14 protein-coding genes are annotated in these 16,913 nt (G+C 62.7%); 10 read left to right on the top strand and 4 right to left on the bottom strand.

Annotation, left to right across the window (positions count from 1 at the left end):
- The first annotated feature begins 23 nt into the window (after positions 1-23).
- From AC5FRW_RS17235 to AC5FRW_RS17205, 7 genes are all read left to right on the top strand, one after another.
- Positions 24-980 carry a Gfo/Idh/MocA family protein gene (locus AC5FRW_RS17235; protein WP_493569700.1) on the top strand — a complete coding sequence of 319 codons (957 nt, stop codon included), beginning with the start codon at positions 24-26 and terminating at the stop codon, positions 978-980.
- Positions 973-1,707 (top strand): acylneuraminate cytidylyltransferase family protein, encoded by a 735-nt coding sequence (locus AC5FRW_RS17230; RefSeq protein ID WP_493569699.1) that lies wholly within the window; start codon positions 973-975, stop codon positions 1,705-1,707. Before AC5FRW_RS17235 ends, AC5FRW_RS17230 begins: the two co-directional genes overlap by 8 nt.
- Positions 1,700-2,476, top strand: a complete 777-nt coding sequence (locus AC5FRW_RS17225; protein ID WP_493569698.1) for an SDR family oxidoreductase — start codon at positions 1,700-1,702, stop codon at positions 2,474-2,476. The genes AC5FRW_RS17230 and AC5FRW_RS17225 overlap by 8 nt, the downstream gene beginning before the upstream one ends.
- A 121-nt stretch (positions 2,477-2,597) precedes the next feature.
- On the top strand, positions 2,598-4,391 hold the full coding sequence (locus tag AC5FRW_RS17220; protein ID WP_493569697.1) for an ABC transporter ATP-binding protein: 1,794 nt from the start codon (positions 2,598-2,600) through the stop codon (positions 4,389-4,391).
- Positions 4,392-4,443: 52 nt separating this feature from the next.
- Positions 4,444-5,916, top strand: coding sequence for a sulfatase family protein (locus AC5FRW_RS17215; RefSeq protein ID WP_493569696.1), 1,473 nt, complete (start codon positions 4,444-4,446; stop codon positions 5,914-5,916).
- 78 nt (positions 5,917-5,994) lie between these two features.
- Positions 5,995-7,587 (top strand): hypothetical protein, encoded by a 1,593-nt coding sequence (locus AC5FRW_RS17210; RefSeq protein ID WP_493569695.1) that lies wholly within the window; start codon positions 5,995-5,997, stop codon positions 7,585-7,587.
- Between the two features lie 48 nt (positions 7,588-7,635).
- Positions 7,636-8,436: an FkbM family methyltransferase gene (locus AC5FRW_RS17205; protein ID WP_493569694.1), complete on the top strand. Its 801-nt coding sequence runs from the start codon at positions 7,636-7,638 to the stop codon at positions 8,434-8,436.
- A 27-nt stretch (positions 8,437-8,463) separates the two neighbouring features.
- On the opposite strand, the gene AC5FRW_RS17200 is transcribed toward AC5FRW_RS17205, so the two are convergent.
- Together AC5FRW_RS17200 and AC5FRW_RS17195 are read right to left on the bottom strand one after the other, a co-directional pair.
- Complete coding sequence (locus AC5FRW_RS17200; RefSeq protein WP_493569693.1) at positions 8,464-9,705, bottom strand: glycosyltransferase family 4 protein; 1,242 nt, start codon at positions 9,703-9,705, stop codon at positions 8,464-8,466.
- The gene (locus tag AC5FRW_RS17195) at positions 9,702-11,405 is read right to left on the bottom strand and encodes an asparagine synthase-related protein (protein ID WP_493569692.1); all 1,704 of its coding nucleotides are present in this window, start codon (positions 11,403-11,405) and stop codon (positions 9,702-9,704) included. The genes AC5FRW_RS17200 and AC5FRW_RS17195 overlap by 4 nt, the downstream gene beginning before the upstream one ends.
- Positions 11,406-11,492: 87 nt before the next feature.
- Between AC5FRW_RS17195 and AC5FRW_RS17190 the strand changes: the two genes are divergently transcribed.
- Positions 11,493-12,554 carry a glucosamine inositolphosphorylceramide transferase family protein gene (locus tag AC5FRW_RS17190; protein ID WP_493569691.1) on the top strand — a complete coding sequence of 354 codons (1,062 nt, stop codon included), beginning with the start codon at positions 11,493-11,495 and terminating at the stop codon, positions 12,552-12,554.
- A 40-nt stretch (positions 12,555-12,594) separates the two neighbouring features.
- Positions 12,595-13,698: a glycosyltransferase gene (locus AC5FRW_RS17185; protein ID WP_493569690.1), complete on the top strand. Its 1,104-nt coding sequence runs from the start codon at positions 12,595-12,597 to the stop codon at positions 13,696-13,698.
- On the opposite strand, the gene AC5FRW_RS17180 is transcribed toward AC5FRW_RS17185, so the two are convergent.
- The gene (locus AC5FRW_RS17180; RefSeq protein WP_493569689.1) at positions 13,695-14,816 is read right to left on the bottom strand and encodes a glycosyltransferase family 4 protein; all 1,122 of its coding nucleotides are present in this window, start codon (positions 14,814-14,816) and stop codon (positions 13,695-13,697) included. The two genes, AC5FRW_RS17185 and AC5FRW_RS17180, sit on opposite strands and share 4 nt — an antisense overlap.
- Before the next feature lie 65 nt (positions 14,817-14,881).
- On the opposite strand from AC5FRW_RS17180, the gene AC5FRW_RS17175 reads away from it, so the two are divergent.
- Positions 14,882-16,126 (top strand): glycosyltransferase family 4 protein, encoded by a 1,245-nt coding sequence (locus AC5FRW_RS17175; protein WP_493569688.1) that lies wholly within the window; start codon positions 14,882-14,884, stop codon positions 16,124-16,126.
- Here the strand turns inward: AC5FRW_RS17175 and AC5FRW_RS17170 are convergent.
- Complete coding sequence (locus AC5FRW_RS17170) at positions 16,099-16,890, bottom strand: zinc-ribbon domain-containing protein (RefSeq protein ID WP_493569687.1); 792 nt, start codon at positions 16,888-16,890, stop codon at positions 16,099-16,101. The two genes, AC5FRW_RS17175 and AC5FRW_RS17170, sit on opposite strands and share 28 nt — an antisense overlap.
- Between the last annotated feature and the right edge of the window lie 23 nt (positions 16,891-16,913).

The following is a 16,913-nucleotide window of genomic DNA, read 5'->3' as shown; positions in this document are numbered from 1 at the left end:
CCCGTCCCGACAGTGACGCGAGTATGCGGGTTCTCTTTACAGGACTCGGTTCGATCGGGACGCGACACCTTCGACTGCTGGGCGAACGCGACGAGGCGTTCGAGTTCGTCGCCTATCGGACTGGCGACGGCCACGACTACGACCTCCCGGAACCAGTCACCACCTACGAAAGTCTGGACGCTGCACTGGCGACAGATCCGGATATCGCGTTCATCACGAACCCAACCGGGCTTCACGTCGAGACGGCACTGGCCTGCGCACGACACGGGTGTGATCTATTCGTCGAGAAACCACTCTCGGACAGGATCGACGACGGACTGACGGAGCTGTGTCGTGTCGTCGACGAGCACGACCTGGTAACCCACGTCGGCTGTCAGTTACGGTTCAACGACGTGTTGCAGGAGGTTCGATCGGTACTCGCGAGTGATACATTCGGCGACGTGTACTCGTTCAGGGCCTACTATGGCTCCTATCTGCCGGACTGGCGACCCGAGCAGGACTATCGCGAGTCCTACAGCGCCCACCGCGATCTCGGTGGCGGAGTCGTCCTGGAACTGATCCACGAGTTCGATTATGCACGGTGGCTGTTCGGCCCGTTTACGTCCGTTCGCTCTGAAGTCGGGCAGATCAGCAGACTCGACGTGTCGGCCGAAGATCTGGCGGAAGTCGTCGTCCGGACCGACGACGAGACGATCGGCAACATCCACGTCGACTACTGCCGGCCGACCACCAGACGGACGCTGGAAGTGATCTGTGAACGGGGCGTCGTCCACGGTGACATCGCCAACGGAGCGGTTCGGATCGAGACCCAAGACGGTGAGGAGACACGGACCTTCGAGTACGAACGCGACGATGCCTTCCGGGCACAACTCGATCACTTCATGGAGCACGTCGAGACGAGAGAACCATGTGCTAACGATGTTCACGAAGCAAAAGAGGTATTAGCGACTGCTCTACAGAGTAGAACCGTTGATGACTGAGACGGAGATACTCGTCACGATCTGCGCTCGCGGCGGCTCGACCGGGCTTCCCGGAAAGAACATCCGCGAGGTACACGGCAAGCCGCTACTTGCCTACACCATCGAGGACGCCCTCGACTGGGGGAAAGCCACCGACGTAGTCGTCTCGACCGACAGCGACGAGATCGCTGCCGTCGCACGCGAGCACGGGGCACAGGCCCCGTTCGAGCGGCCGGCAGCGCTGGCCGACGAATACGCCGAGAAACTCCCGGCGATCAAACACGCCGTCGAGACCATGGAAGCACAGGAAGAGACGACCTACGACGTAGTCGTCGATCTCGACCCAACGGCACCACTCCGGCGCGTCGAAGACATCGAAGCGACCTATCAAAAGCTGCTCAACGCCGACCGAACGAAGCACGTCTACACCGTCTCAGAAGCAGACAAAAACCCGTACTTCAATCAGGTCGAACCGGATGAGGACGGCTACGTTGACCTTTCGAAACGGCCCGAAGAGAAGGTCGTCCGGCGACAAGACGCGCCGACGGTGTACTCGATGAACGCCTGTGTCTATGCCTACGACCGAAACTGGCTCCTCTCGACCGATCGCATCCACGGCGAACACACAACTGTCCACGTGATGCCGGACGAACTGTCGGTCGACATCGATCGCGAGATCGATTTGCTCTGGGTCGAGTTCATGATGGACTACCTCGAAGACCATACGCTTGAGGAAGACGATGAGTAGCCTCTTCGACCTCAGCGACCACACCGTCGTAGTCGTCGGCGGAGCAGGCCTGATCGGGCCGGCTGTCTCACAACGACTGGCCGAGCAAGGCGCGTCGGTAGTCGTCGCAGACGTGGCGGTCGAGGCGGGTCGTGCGGTAGCCGATACGGACGACGATATCGAGTTCGTCGAGACGGACGTGACTGATCCCGACGATGTCGAGACGCTATTCGACGGCGTGATAGAGGAATACGGCGGTCTCGACACAGTGGTCAACTGCGCCTGGCCGAAACACGAGAACTACGGAGAAGCGATCGAAGACGTCTCGGTCGAGGACTGGCGTAAACACGTCGATGTTCATCTCAATAGCTACTTCATCGTCAGTAAGTACGCAACCGAGGCGATCCGTGCCAACGACTCGGGCGGTTCAATTATCAACTTCGGCTCGACTTACGGCGTGCAAGCACCGAATTTCAGCATCTACGAGGGCACCGATATGGTGAGCCCACCTGGTTATGCGACGATCAAGGCGGGGATCCTGAATCTGACCCGATATCTGGCCTCGTACCTCGGTCGTGAGGGGATCAGAGTCAACGCCGTCAGCCCGGGTGGCGTCGAAGAAGACTGGCATCCCGAGACGTTTGTCGAGAACTACGAACGAAACACGCCGCTGGGTCGGATGGCTGAACCCGACGATATCGCCGGTGCAGTCGTATTCCTCGCCTCGGACGCGGCCCGCTACGTCACCGGACATACCCTCTCGGTCGATGGTGGCTGGACGATCTGCTGAACGGCAGTTACAATCGACCGCGAGTACGCACAGCATCAGTCACTGGTAAGGAACAGTACTTATATCGCCGGCTGAAACAGTACCGAAACGAATGTCGGAAACGTGGCTGCGGTGAGCGTCGATGAGCAAGGATCTCTCTCGGAGACGGAAGCTCCGTTCGATGGTCGAACTCGCGCTGTTTCGGCCTGCATTGACGGCTGGGATCGTCAGCATGAGCCTGCTGGCCGCGGTACTCGAAGGGATCGGACTCAGCTTCATCATCCCGATCATCAGGCAAGCTAGATCTGGCGGGACGCCATCGAGTGAACAGGGGATCGTCGACGCCTTCTTGCAGGTCTACGAGTTTCTCGGCGTCGATTTTACCCTAGAGACGATCATCGCTGGCGTCGCGGTCGTAATCGTGGTCCGCTACGTCGCGAGCTTCGCGGTTGCGTGGCTGAAGTCGATACTACAGGCCCAGTACGTCCAGCATCTCCAGACAGAATCGTTCGATCGTGCTCTCGAAGCGCGCGTCGCGTACTTCGACGAGAAGGGGTCTGACAAGATTCTCAACGCGATCGTCACCCAGTCACGAAACGCAGGCAAACTGATCAAGGTACTCGCCCGGACGCTTCGTGAAGGACTGATCAGTCTGATCTACCTCGCGATTGCACTCTACATGGCACCGATGCTTGCAGTCGGCACGATGATCGTCCTCGGTGGCTTTACCTACGGCTTCCGGACGGTCGTCGAATCAGGCTACAGCGTCGGAAGTCGCGTCGCAGAGGCGAACGAACAACTCCAGGCGGCCGTCCAATCGGGGATGCAAGGGATCCGTGACGTGAAGCTGTTCGGCCTCGAACCCGAGATGTCGGCCGACGTCGACGACGCCATCTCGCGGTCGGTGACAGCAACCGTCCGCGCGGTCCGCAACGAGGCCGCGATCAACAACTTCTATCAATTGGTCTCGTCGCTGGTGGTGTTCATCCTCATCTACGCTGCACTCCAATTCACTGACCTCTCGCTGGCTGGGATCGGCGTGTTTCTCTTCGCGATGTACCGGCTGGCACCGCGAGTCAGTACGCTCAACAACCTCGTCTACCAGATCGAGACCAATCTCCCGCATCTCGTTCGAACCCGAGCGTTCGTCGACGAGTTGAGCATGAACGCGGAGGCGACAGCTGGCGACGAGACGCTCGACGGACCGATCAGCGAAGTCGTGTTCGACGACGTAACCTTCGCCTACGGTGAGACGACTGTCCTCGACGACGTCTCGCTACGGATCACTCGCGACCAGTTCGTCGCGTTCGTCGGCTCTTCCGGCGCGGGCAAATCGACGATCATCTCCCTCCTGGCACGTCTGTACGAACCAGATTCCGGAGAGATCCGCGCCGACGGGACGCCGATCGACGACCTCGACGTGCGGGCGTGGCGCGATCAGATCGCCGTCGTCAGGCAACAGCCGTTCGTGTTCAACGAGACGTTGCGATACAATCTGACAGTAGGGAATCGAACGGCATCGACAGACGAGGTGCGGCGCGCCTGCGAGATCGCACAGGTGACGGAGTTTCTCTGTGACCTGCCTGAAGGACTCGACACGGAACTGGGCGACGACGGTGTCAGGCTCTCTGGGGGACAGCGCCAGCGTGTCGCCATCGCACGAGCGCTGTTGAAAGACAGTGACGTGATCGTCTTAGACGAGGGGACGAGTCACCTCGACGCGGAACTTGAAGCGGCGGTGTATCGCGGTATCGAGACGATCAACGACACGATGCTGGTCGTGGTCGCCCATAGACTATCCACGATCGAAGGTGCAGACCGAATCGTCACGATGGACCGCGGTCGCGTCGTCGAAGTTGGCACACACGAGGAGCTTCGGACCAGTGGCGGCCGCTACGCATCACTGTACAACCAACAGGTCATCGAAGATTCCTGACTGAGTGAGGGACGGCGTAATCTTCATACCGGGTCTCACCGAAACACTCGCAATGAGCGCGCGACCGAACGTCGTTCTCCTCATCTTCGACTCACTGCGAGCCGACGCCGTGTCGGCCTACGGTGGCGCAGCTGAGACCCCAGCGATCGATTCGCTGGCCGAGCGGGGCACGCTATTCGAGAACGCGTTCTCGGTAGCCGACAACACGGCCGTCTCACACGGTGCGTTGTTCACTGGCCGGTATCCCTCCGAGACTGGCGTCGCGACCCCCGCGGTCGAGATTCCCGAGAACGAGCCACACATCGCCGAGTTGTTCAGTCAGGCGGGGTACGATACGTTCGGGATCGCGGGTCCCGGCAAGATGGATTCGCAGTTCGGGTATCATCGGGGGTTCGACGACTACTTCGAATCCTACCGGGACGTGCCTGGGGCGTCGGAGCCACTCCGATACGTCCGCGAAGCGATCGATCGACCGACGATCCGGAAATCGATGGTCCGGTACCTCTGGCGGGCGATGACGCGCGGGCCGGGCGATCAGGCACGGTTCAAGTTCGACGTGTTACGCGATTACATGGACGGACGCTTGTCGGAGCCGTTCTTCACGATGGCCAACATTACGACGGTCCACCGACCCTACGACCCGCCACGGCCGTACAAGACGGCTGGGACCCCGGAGCTACAGCGCCCACGCTGGGAGTTCCTCGGACGACTGCTGGACCGCGAGGAACGGTTCGATGATCCGGCCGTCCGGATGGAGCGAATCAGAGAGATGCAACACGGGCACGGGATGGCGAAGTTCATGGCCGATGACGAGTGGCTCACGGAACGGGAGATGGAGATCCTCAGGGCATGGTATGGCGCCTCGCTAGAGTTCCTCGATGCAGAACTGAGTCGGTTCCTCGACGGTCTCTCTGCGGACGGGCGACTGAACGATACGATCGTCGTCGTCACCGCAGACCACGGCGAGTATCTCGGCGAGCACGGCCTGTGGGAACACACTAGCCTGTTCTACTTCGATGAAGTACTCAACGTCCCGCTCGTGATGGCCGGGCCGGGAATTCCTGACGAGAGTCGAACTGATCTGGCTTCGCTCATCGACCTGTTCCCGACGCTATGTTCAATCTGTGATGTCGACGCGCCGCCGACGCTCAGCGGTCAGTCACTGTTCGATGCACCGGCACGAACTGCGGTGTTCGCCGAGACCGGCGGCCGGCCGACCGAGAAGTACGTCGCAGAACCCTACCGGGAACGACTCCCCGAGGACCTGTTCCGGCGATACGTTAACGGCATCAAATGCGTCAAGACCGCGGAGTACACCTATCTGCGGTACTACGACGGCACCGAAGAGGTGTACGATCGGCCCGATGAGACACTCGCTGATGACGTGTCCGACGAGACGATGGTGGAACTGCGCGCGCTCCTCGACGAGACGCTTACCCGAACGTTCCCCGAGATGGAGGGTGAACCGCTGGATTCGCTCGACGACGACCTCGTCGACAACCTCGAATATCTGGGGTATCTGTGATCTCCTGTGGCCAACGCCGCCGTGCCGGCAACAACCTCAATACCATCGGCGCGAAAGGCCAGAGACAGGCGGCTCATAGTGACCAACACAGTCGGCGGTGGGACCCTCGATGGGAAGGCGATCGATCAGAGACTGGGGACCGACCGCTCGTGGCCGGTCGCACACGCGGAGTCGCTGGCCGTCCGTGACGCACTCCTCGACCAGTTGCACGAACTGGCCCCACCGGACGAGACGGCAGCGACGCGGCGGAACCTGTTCGTGGTCTACCCCAACGTCGCGATGCACGTCCTCGCAGTGTATCGGGCACACGCGATCGCACGGCGCACTGCCGGAGACTGCGAACCGTTACTGCCGGCGGACTCAACCATCGTCGGCCCCGTCGCTCACGGTGAGGCACCCGATGCGGTACCGCTCCTCGAACGCCTGGGTCGGGGCAAGCACTCCAGCAAAGGCTGGGTCCCACAGGTCGCCCGAAACCTGAAGTGGGCACCACGGCTCAACGGGACGGGACTGGCGGCGTGTCGACTCGGAACGAACCGGTACGACGCGGTCGCGATCCAGACGACCAGTACGATCCAGCGGGCGGCGAGAGCGGCCGACGAGACCGTGACGTACGTTCCCCTCGACGCGTGGTTCGATCCGATCGATCCCGCGTCCGCGACCGAGACAGTCGACGAGACGGTCGTCTCCGAGACGGTCCATGCGATCGAACGGGCCTTCGCAGCAGGCGACGAGGTGCTGCCGACACACCTTCGTGCCCACTTCGAGCACGTCCTCCGGCAGAGCCTCGGGATGATCGCACGACACAAAGAACGGATCCGGACGAGCAGTCTCGTCCCCGCTCACCTCTGGATCGGTGCGGGAACGGTCTGGGCACGGACGTTGCGCGACGTGGTCCACGAGCGCGGTGGGACGGTGACGGCCCACGACCACGGGGCCGGTGTCGGCCACCTCCAGACGTACTCGAAGGCATTACTCGACTTCACGATCGCCGACCGATACGTCACGTTCACCGACGGTATGCGTGCAGTCTATCAGGATCGTGCCGGGCCACACCTGGCCGGCCGGTCGCTGCCCGACTTCGAGACGCTGTCGGGTCACGAAACTGGGCTAGTCGGCTCGGTGGCGGAGACTGGCCACCGCCGGCAAACCACGGACGATGTCTCGACGATCCTCTACGTGCCGACGCAGTATCCCGGCGACAACGGGTTTCTCTTCCCGCTGTTCCCGGAACCAGTCGCCATCGACTGGCAGGCCCGCCTCCTCGGTGCGCTGGACGCGTGGGGCTACGACGTGCAACTCACACCCCATCCCGGAAGCAACCGGGCACCACCAGCGGCGTTTCACGAGCAACTGGGCGTCGAGATACGGAACGAACCGTTCGAAGCATTACTGGACGAAGCAGACCTCTTCCTCTTCGATTTCCCACTTTCGACGACGTTCACGACAGCACTCACGACGGCCAGCCCCGTCGTGGCTATCGACTTTGGCTACGTCGACCTCGATGCCAGTCGGATGGACGAACTGGCGACCCGGTGTGCGATGGTCGACGGGCGCTTCGACGAGCGAAACCGACCGACCGTGGACTGGGACGCGCTGTGGTCGGCCATCGAAACCGCGTCTGAACACACGGACAGGAGCTACGTGGACCGCTACCTTCGCTACGGCTGACGCTCCGATCCGCGTAACACCTTTGCCGCCCGGGCAGAAATGGCCCCTATGAGTCGGTTGCTCGATACAGTGCGCTCGTCGCTCGTCGCTGCCATCCCGACGACGGTTACACACCGTCTCCGTGGCACGGTCTTCGAAGACGTCCACGACTACGTGCGCTGGCAGACGGGACTCACACCGACGTATCGCGCGTCACCGGCCGGCGAGATCGAACTCCGCGTCCCCTCGTGGCACGGCTTCGCGGTCGAAGAGACGAGCGAGTACGAGCCTCGGTTGAGCGCCGCGCTGTACGACGCGTTCGACTCCGAGACCGTGTTCTACGACATCGGCGCGCTGTTCGGGTACTACGTCCTGCTCGCGATGCAGGCGGGCGTTCGCGGGCCGGTCCACGCGTTCGAGGCAGACGCCAACCGCTTTTCGGTGCTCGATCACAACGTCGCCGACACCGGGGCGTCACTCCAGCAGGCGTTTGTCGGTGACGGCGAGGCAGGAACTCTCGACATCGACAGCTACGTCGAGAGACACGCGCCACCGGACGTCGTCAAGATGGATATCGAGGGCGCGGAGTACGATGCGCTTCGAGGGATGCGAGCGACACTCGACGAGAGACACCCGCTGCTGTTCGTAGAGATCCACCCCTATGAGATCCCGGGCGATCGCGGACTGCCCGTCTTCGACTCGACACCCGACGACGTGTTCGAGTTGCTCACCTCGTTCGGCTACGAGCTCGACATCGTCGATCACCGCGACTCGACTGGCGACTGGGCGAGTGTGAGCGACTGGGAGAACATCGTCGAGACGATGGAACGTGAAGCGAACGCGAAGCAGTTCGTCGTCCGGGCTCGGTGAGCGACTATCTCGACGGGTGTGAGACGGTCAATCCGACACCCCGAGGACGTTTGCAACACTGATCGTCTCCCCAGGACTGCACTCAGACACCGCTTCGAGTAGTCGATAGTACTGCTCGTCGATGACTCGGTTGGAGACGGTGTCGAGCAGCGTCGTCGCCATCTCCGTACGCTGTTCGTCGTCGATACTGGCAACACGTTCGACGGCGTCAGCCCACTGTCGTGCATCGTGCGATGCGAGAGCACCGTTTTTCTCATCTTCGATCCACTCCTGGAAACTCGGCTCACCGGCAGTCGCGACCACTGGCACGCCCGAGCAGATGCTCTCCAACAGCGGCGTTCCCATCGCTTCACCGGTCGCCGGGAAACAGAACACGTCGGCTATAGAGAGGTACTCGGCCATGTTCACGAAGCCGACCTGTAGATCGACTCGATCGCCGACACCGCGTTCCTCGATCCGGTCGCGGACGGACTCGACCAATCTACGGTCCCGATCGGCGTTCGCTCCATCGTCGTCGACCGGCCCGGCGAGGACGAGTTTGTACTCGTCGGGGAGTTCGGCGACGGCGTCGACGAGAAATCGATGGTGCTTGCGCGGTTTGAAGTACGCGACGTAGAGGAGAATCGTGTCGTCGGCGTCGAACATCGTCAGGGCGGCCGGCGACTGGTCGGCAGCGAACACGTCTGGATTAAATCGGGCTTCTTCGACCGGGTTGGGCCGGACCCAGACATTCTCGGTCAGTCCGCGGCGGGCACAACGCCGGCCGAGGTGTGCCGAGATGGCGACGACGACGGTCTGTCTCGACAGGTCGAGGTCGAGTACGCGCCCGAACAGCGGGAGGTACTGGTCGGGTTCCTCACCGAAATTGACCATTTCGGTCACCAGCCCCACGTCGTTCGACCGACACCACAGCTGTGCCGTCGCGGTCGACGCCGAGTGCCCGAACGTGTGAACCACGTCGAACTCGCGACGGTTGAGCACCCGCCAGGTACGTGCAGCCTCGGCGTACCACTGGAGTGCGCGTGTGCCTCTGTTCAGTAGATCGAGCGGATAGTCGCGTCTGGCGAGGTGTTGCAACCTCGAGACGATTCGCTGAACCGGGACGCCGTCCTGCTCGTACCGCCCGCTCTGTCCAGACTCGACGGCGTTACACACGACCTCGAAATCCAGGTCGTACCTTTCGGCGAGACGACGGTAGGTGTTGTGCGCGCGGTAGCCAGAGCCGGCGTACTCGGGTGGATACTTGCTGGAGACGACGAGGACGTTCATTCGGGAAGCCCTCCCTGTCGCAGGAACTCGTCGATCGTCAGCAGCGTTACGATCCCGGCACCGGCGTCGATGTCACCGGCGAGATGGGCCGTGACGGTCTTCGCGACGGCGTCGGTGTCGAACACGCCGAGTCGATCGAGCCTGGCCGAATCACCGAGTGTTAGCGCACGCGAGCGCAGCCCCGCCCGCTCGCGAACGAGCGCGTCACGGCTGGGCCACGAACCGTCGTCCGGACCGGGATAGGAGTGCGTCTGTGGCAGCCCCGGCACGCGTCGAGTAAGTGCGTGCCAGGAGGCTCTCGCAGTCTGGCGAATGCCGGAGTGATCCAGCGGGAGGTTCGTGTTCGCGTTCCGAACGTCGAACAGCGCCGGCGAGAGCCGTTCGATCGCCCGCTTGAACGCTCGTCCACTGACACGAGCCGCTGCTGGCATCGACCAGAACAGTTCGATCAGGCCCCGATCGAAGGCAGCCGTCCGCTGGTGGAATCCCGTCATCGAGAGGACGTTGAGATGCGTGTAATGGCGGAACTGGTGGCTCACGTGCAGGTAGTCCCAGGCATCGAAGCCGTCGATCCCGCTCGGTGCATCGGCGAGCACACGGCGGAGCGACGACTCGACGCGGTCGTCGAGTGTCTGTCGTCGGTCGGGATGCACCACCTCAGCAGGCGTGTCGTCGGTCAACTGGTAGCTTACGTCGGCGAGATACGACGTAGGTACGTCGTCCGGTGGGTCTGGGAGCCGCTCGACGTAGGTTGGATGGCCAGCGACCGACGGCCGCCACGTCGGCAGGTACATCCCCTGAAAGAGGTAGTCGAGTCCGTGGCCGTGAAATACACCGTCGTAGTCGAGGCGGTCTGCGAGTCCGAAGAAGTGGGCGTGGTCGAAGGCGTACATTCCGCCGCCGACGCGGACGGCGCGCGCAAGGTTCGACTCGTAGAAGTCGGCGTCGCGCTCGACGAAGACGTGCTCCGCGTCGGCGGCGGCGGCAAGCTGTGTAGCTACCTCGACCTCGTTGTTCCGTTCGTGGGCGACCGTCACGCAGGTCGGCGTTCGGTCGTCGGGAAACGCCCCAAGCAGCGCTCGGGAATCGAGCCCGCCACTCAAGAGGAGGGCGTAGTCCCCACCGGGACGAGTCCGGCGGTCGATTGCAGTCCGAAGTCGTGTGGCGAGCCGATGGCCCCACTCTCTCGGCGACAGGTCGCGTTTCTGGGGATCGGGATGCCAGTACCGCCGACGTTCCGGCGTGGAGCAGTCGGACGAGAATCGGAGAGCGCTCGCCGGTGGGACAGCGACGCTTCGCTCCTCGAAGGTCCGGTCGCCAATCAGCCGTTGCAAGCGGAAGAACTCGTAGAACGCGGTGGTGTCGACGACGAGTTCGCCCCGCGTTCGGAGGGCATCCCACAGCAACACGTAGTCACGAGCGAGCACCACCTCGTCGTCCAGTACCGCATAAAAACATGGGATCGACCCGTAGCGGTCAGTGACGACGACCACCTCGCTGCCGCGGTCGAGTACGAGGAGAAACTCCCCATCGAGGCTGGTGGCGATCTGTGGAGGAGACGCCGACAGGAGCGCCGAGAGCGTGCCCTCGGTCACGATCGGTGTGCCGAACACGTACGCCGTCGTTCCGTCGGCATCGACACGGCGTGGGCCGGGATCGTGCGAAAGGAGTCGCCAGTAGCCACCCGGGATCTCACCCATCGTACCGGTGGTAGGGAGAGGGAGGTATTTAAATTCGTCCGTCATATCGAGAGAAAACGACATATGGCGGTGGTGCGAGTGACGACTGTGGCTCGGAAAATCCGCCCGTTCCTACGGTCGTTGCCCTACGTTGACCGACTCGCCTGGACGGCCGGCGAAGTACTTCATCGCGGGCTCCCCGCGAAGTTGGCTCACCTCACCGAGCGGACTCGTCGTGTTGGTACCGACCGCAGTGGTGGCGGTCCCGAAGCCGAGACAGCGCCGGAGGGGATCCCGACGGCCGTCGTTCCCGATCCGGCCGCAGAGAACCCCGTGTTGACGGCCCACGACGTGACCGATTACGGCGCGGTAGAATTCGTCGCCGACCCGTTCATCATTCGGGTCGACAACGAGTGGCACCTTTTTTTCGAGGTCGCAAACAGCGATCGCGATCCACCGGCAGTGATCGGTCACGCGACGAGCACCGACGGTCGACAGTGGGCCTACGACCGAGTTGTCCTCGACATGGGTTTTCACCTTGCCTTCCCCTACATCTTCGAGTGCGAAGGGTCGTACTACATGCTGCCAGATCAGGACCCGCCGGGAGGGAGCCGTGTCACGCTCTATCGAGCGACGGCGTTCCCGACAGAGTGGAAGCCCGTCGCGGACCTGCTCACACCGGCGTACGCGGCCCACGATCCTGTCGTCTTCAGACACGACAGCCGATGGTGGCTGTTCGTCGCCGACGAGACTGACGAGGCGATGAGATGTTACTACGCGGATCGGCTTGTGGGCGGGACGTGGCATCCCCATCCGAAGAACCCAATCGTGAGCGACCGAGCGGCCTATCGACCGGGTGGGCGTCCCATCGTCGACGACGAGCGCGAGACTGTCTATCTGTTCTTGCAGGACTCGACTGAACGATACGGACAACAGCTACGAGCCTACCGAGCGACGGTGTCCGAACGTCGCTATCGAGACGCGGAGACAGAGTGGTCACCCGTTCTCGAACCGGCGGGAGGACTGGGCTGGAACAGTGGCTGTATGCACCACCTCGATGCCCACCACGTCGACGGCCGGTGGCGGTGTGCGGTCGACGGCAACGTCGGATTCGGCTGGCAAGCGGTCACCGGTCGCCACTGGAGCATCGGGATTTGTGTTGGCACGTGAGCCCAATGAGTTAACTGGGTGCCAACTGTAGCTCGCAGCGATGACGGAGGTGACCGTCCTGACGGACGGAATCACGACGTTGAACGGCCGAGCGTTCCTGTTTCCGATACTGCGCTATCGCTCGGACATCGAGCGACGGGGGTTCGATCTCAGGCTCTGTGACGACGACGTAGCGGCGACACCGACTGACGTGCTCATCGTCGACAGCAAATACTACCTCGACGCGTGGGACGGCAAACAGATAGTTCCTGACGCGCTTTCGCGATTCGACGACGATGTACAGCGGCTACTATGGGTCGACAACTCCGACAGCACTGGCCACCTACAAACAGCCGTCCTACCATTCGTCGACGGCTACTACAAGAGCCAACTCCTGGCCGACCGCAGTGAGTACACTCGGCCGCTGTACGGACACCGGCTCTTTACCGACTACTACCACGAGACGTACGGCATTACCGACGACGACGAGTCCAGGATGGACCCCATCGACGAGAACGCACTGTCGAAACTGCGGGTCTCGTGGAATTTCGGTCTCGTCGACTACTCGCCGTGGATGCCGGTGACGTATCGGCTCTCGAAGGTCCTCCCGCCGGAGGCGGTTTCACGGCTCCCCTGGGAGCGGTACTTTTGCCGGTCGGGTCACTGGACCGCACCCGACGCCGAGCGGTCGACCGACGTGTCGGGTCGATTTGCGACGGAGTACGACCGTGCGACGGTCACGTTCCAGCGCAAGCGTGCAGCCGAGATCGTAGACGAGTATGCAGACACCGAGTTCGTCGGACGGCGAGCCTACTGGCAGGAGCTTCGAGACGCTCGTCTCGTCGTCTCGCCGTTTGGCTGGGGGGAACCGTGCTATCGGGATTTCGAGGGGTTCCTCGCAGGTGCGACACTCGTCAAACCACGGATGGACCACGTCGAGACCTGGCCGCCGGTGTACGAGGCCGGCGAGACGATGGTCGCCGTCGACTGGGACCTCACGGAACTGGCCGAAACCATCGAAGCGACACTCGCTGACAACGAACGACGACGTGCGATCGCCCGCACCGCACAGGAACGCTACCGCCGGTATCTCGTCGGGGAATCGGCACGCAGAAGCTTCGTCGACAGGTTCGTCGAGATGGTGACCGGCCGGATGACCAGTTAGACCGACCTGAGGACGGTGGCGTACTGGTCGGTGACGGCGTCGATCCTGTACCGCTCGTCGAACGTCGCGAGCGCACGCCGGCCGGCGTCTCGACGGACCGGGGCGTCGGTCGCGTAGCGGTCGACGAGTGAGACCAATGTCGCGAACGATCCAGACGCGAACCCATCGGTCTCCTCGTAGAACCGGCCGGGATCGATGTCGAGGCTGACGACCGGCGTCCCGTACCGTCCCGCTTCGAGGAACGTATTCGGAAAGCCCTCGTAGGCAGAGGTGTTGACGAGCAGCATTGCCCTCTTGTAGTAGTCGTGGACTGCGTCAGGGTGAACCGCACCGGGGAAACGAACGTTGTCGAGACTCGCTGCACGGTCAGTGATGCGGTCGTGGTAGTCCGGGTCCTCGCCTTCGAGCGCCAGCATGACGAACTCGTGGTCGGGAAGACGCTCGGCCAGGTCGAGATAGATGTGCGGCCGCTTCTGATCGGCGTCGGTCCGTCCGACCCAGAGTACGAACGTTCGTTCGTCGTAGTCCAGCCGTTCCGTCTCTGGGACCGGAGGATAGCCGTTGGGGACGACCGTCACCGAGACGCCGTACTGCTCGGCCACCAGTGACCGCTGCTTGGGCGTTTGGGCGATCACGGCACTAGCACGCTCGATACCGCGATCGAACAGCCACCTGCGTGGCGCACCCAATCCATCCCGCTGCTCGGTGACGTTCGTATCGTTAGCCACATTGTACACCCAGTCACGGCCCAGCAGCCTCGCGACGGTCGCGACGACGGCGGCCTTCCGCGGATGGCCGCGGTAAACGTACACGTCGGAATCGGCTCGCATCATCGCCCGAGCGAGAGCGACAAATCGTTTAGGTTGGTCGGCAACTCCGGCGTCTGGGTCAGGTGTGTATGCCCGGTGGTAATCGACACCGTCGATCGACTCGCGGAGTGGCTGGCCATAGTCGCCGACGACGGCGTGGACGTCGAAATCGTCAGAGAGTCGCCGCGTGAGAAGGTGTAGCTGCCGTTCCGCACCGCCCGGCGTCTCCGCCTGATCCGGCCTGACATAGCCGTACAGTGGCAGTGCGACGAAGCAGACGCGTGGGACGGTCATCTGGTCAGTGCTCACCGCGATGTAGCGAACCGTGAGAGATATACCTGACGACGCTGTTACAATCGGTACAAGCTATCCGGATGAGTCCCACAGACGAGTCGCTGACTATCGCAATCGCCACCTCGTCTTTCTTTCCCGACATCGGCGGCACGCAGATCACGCTCCACAACCTCGCCGTCCAGCTCCGCAAACGTGGGCATCGCGTTCTCGTGTTCCCCTCGTTCGACCACTGGCGCCGCCTCCGCTCGGACCGTGAGAAGTTTCCCTACCCGATCCGGCCACTTCCTCCGAAACAGTACAGTGCGATCCACGAGTGGCCCGGCTTTCTGGCCGCACAAAACGCGTACTTTCGAGCCGTCACGAAGCTGTACGACATCGATCTCTGGCAGACGTTCGGGGCGTACCCGACCGGCGCGTTGCTCGCGAACTTCGGCGAGAAACACGATGTCCCGGTCGTCGTCCGCACCGGCGGCGAGGACATCCAGACGTTCGAAGCGATCGACTACGGCGTCCGTCTCGACCCGGCATACGATCGGTTCATCAGGGAGTACGCGACCAAGTGCGACCGGATGATCGCGCTGACCGAGTCGGTCGTCCCGGACTGCGTCGCCGCCGGCATGGACGAGTCGACCGTCGAGGTGATCGGCTGTGCGGTCGATATCGAACGGTTCCGAGGGGTGAAGGCCGACGAAGCGTCGGTCCGGGACCGTTTCGGGATCCCACAGGACACGTTCGCGTTCCTCACGGTCGGTCGGAACCACCCGAAGAAGGGGTTCCCGACGCTCGTCGAAGCCACCGCCCTGCTCGACGAGCGCGACGAGGAGTGCTGTGTCGTCTTCGTCGGCCAGGACACCGACCCGCTGGCCCAACAGGCGCGCGAGCTCGGGATCGCCGACCGCGTGTACTTCCCCGGCGAAGTCGAACCGACGGCGGACGGTGCCGTCTACCGTCTCCCACCCGCCGACGTGATCAGACTCTACAAGGCGACCGACGCGACGGTGTTCCCCTCGCTCATGGAGACGTTCGGGTTCGTCAACATCGAGGCGATGGCGGCAGAGACGCCGCTGATCACGACCGATGCCGCCGGTAGCAGGAACGTCACCGAACACGATCACGACGCGTTGCAGGCCGCGCGCGGCGACCCGGGGAGCCTCGCGACCCAGATGACTCGGGTCCGTGATTCGCCGGCACTCCGCCAGCGTCTGGTCGAGAACGGCGTCGAGACAGTCGAGAACGCCTATACGTGGGACCGGATCACGGACCAGTACGAGTCGCTGTACACCGAACTCGTCGCGGACTACCGATCGGGGACTGTCGCGAGATAAAAGAGGTGATACGGGTGGACCGGATTGTGAAACTCCTCACGGACCGAGAGGCCGGCGTCTCGGAGCCGGTCGCGAAAGTCGGCCCTGTCGAGTCCCTCGTCGCCGACCTCCCAGTAGTGTGGCGAGTGTGAATCCGGTCGCTCTTTGAGCGCTTCGACATCCCGATCGGGTCGATCGATCCGTGTCCACGTCCGGCAGAACGGTCTGTTGAAGTGCATCCCGGGCGCGTTCGCGTTCGTCAGGCCGCCGATCCAGCGGCCGCTGTACGGGACAGAAACGTACACGTACCGCTCGGCGAGCTCGGCGAACCGCTCCAGCCGAGGGGCGAGTTCGTCGAGCGGGACGTGCTGGAGCATCTGGAACCCACACACCATATCGAAGGTTCGATCCGGATCGTACGCCAGAATGTTCGCCTGTACGTCCGGGCGGTAGTGGACTGCGTCGACATCGACGCTCGTGTAGTCGAGTTCGAAGTGTTCGATCAGCGCGCCGGTGATCCCGCGACCGGGGCCGAACTCGACGACGGACTCGACATCGGATCGCCGGATCGGTTCGCGTGCCCGGTACCAGACCGAGAGCCACTTCGTGATCCACGGGTCCGTGAAGTTCGCCGAGTAGTCGTCGTACCAGTCACTCTCCTTGTCGTCGATCGGATACGAGAACGTCGCCGCCGCCTTCGCCTCGATTCCACACTCGGGACAGAACTCCCATTCGGCCTCGATGGTGGCACCGCAGTTCGCGCAGGTGATCTGGGAAGACTCCATGCTACTGGTTGATCCACCACCAC

The sequence above is a fragment of the Halomicrobium sp. HArcht3-1 genome, from assembly GCF_058933345.1.
Note: the sequence above shows the minus strand (reverse complement) of the source record. Positions and strands in the feature narration are given on the sequence as shown.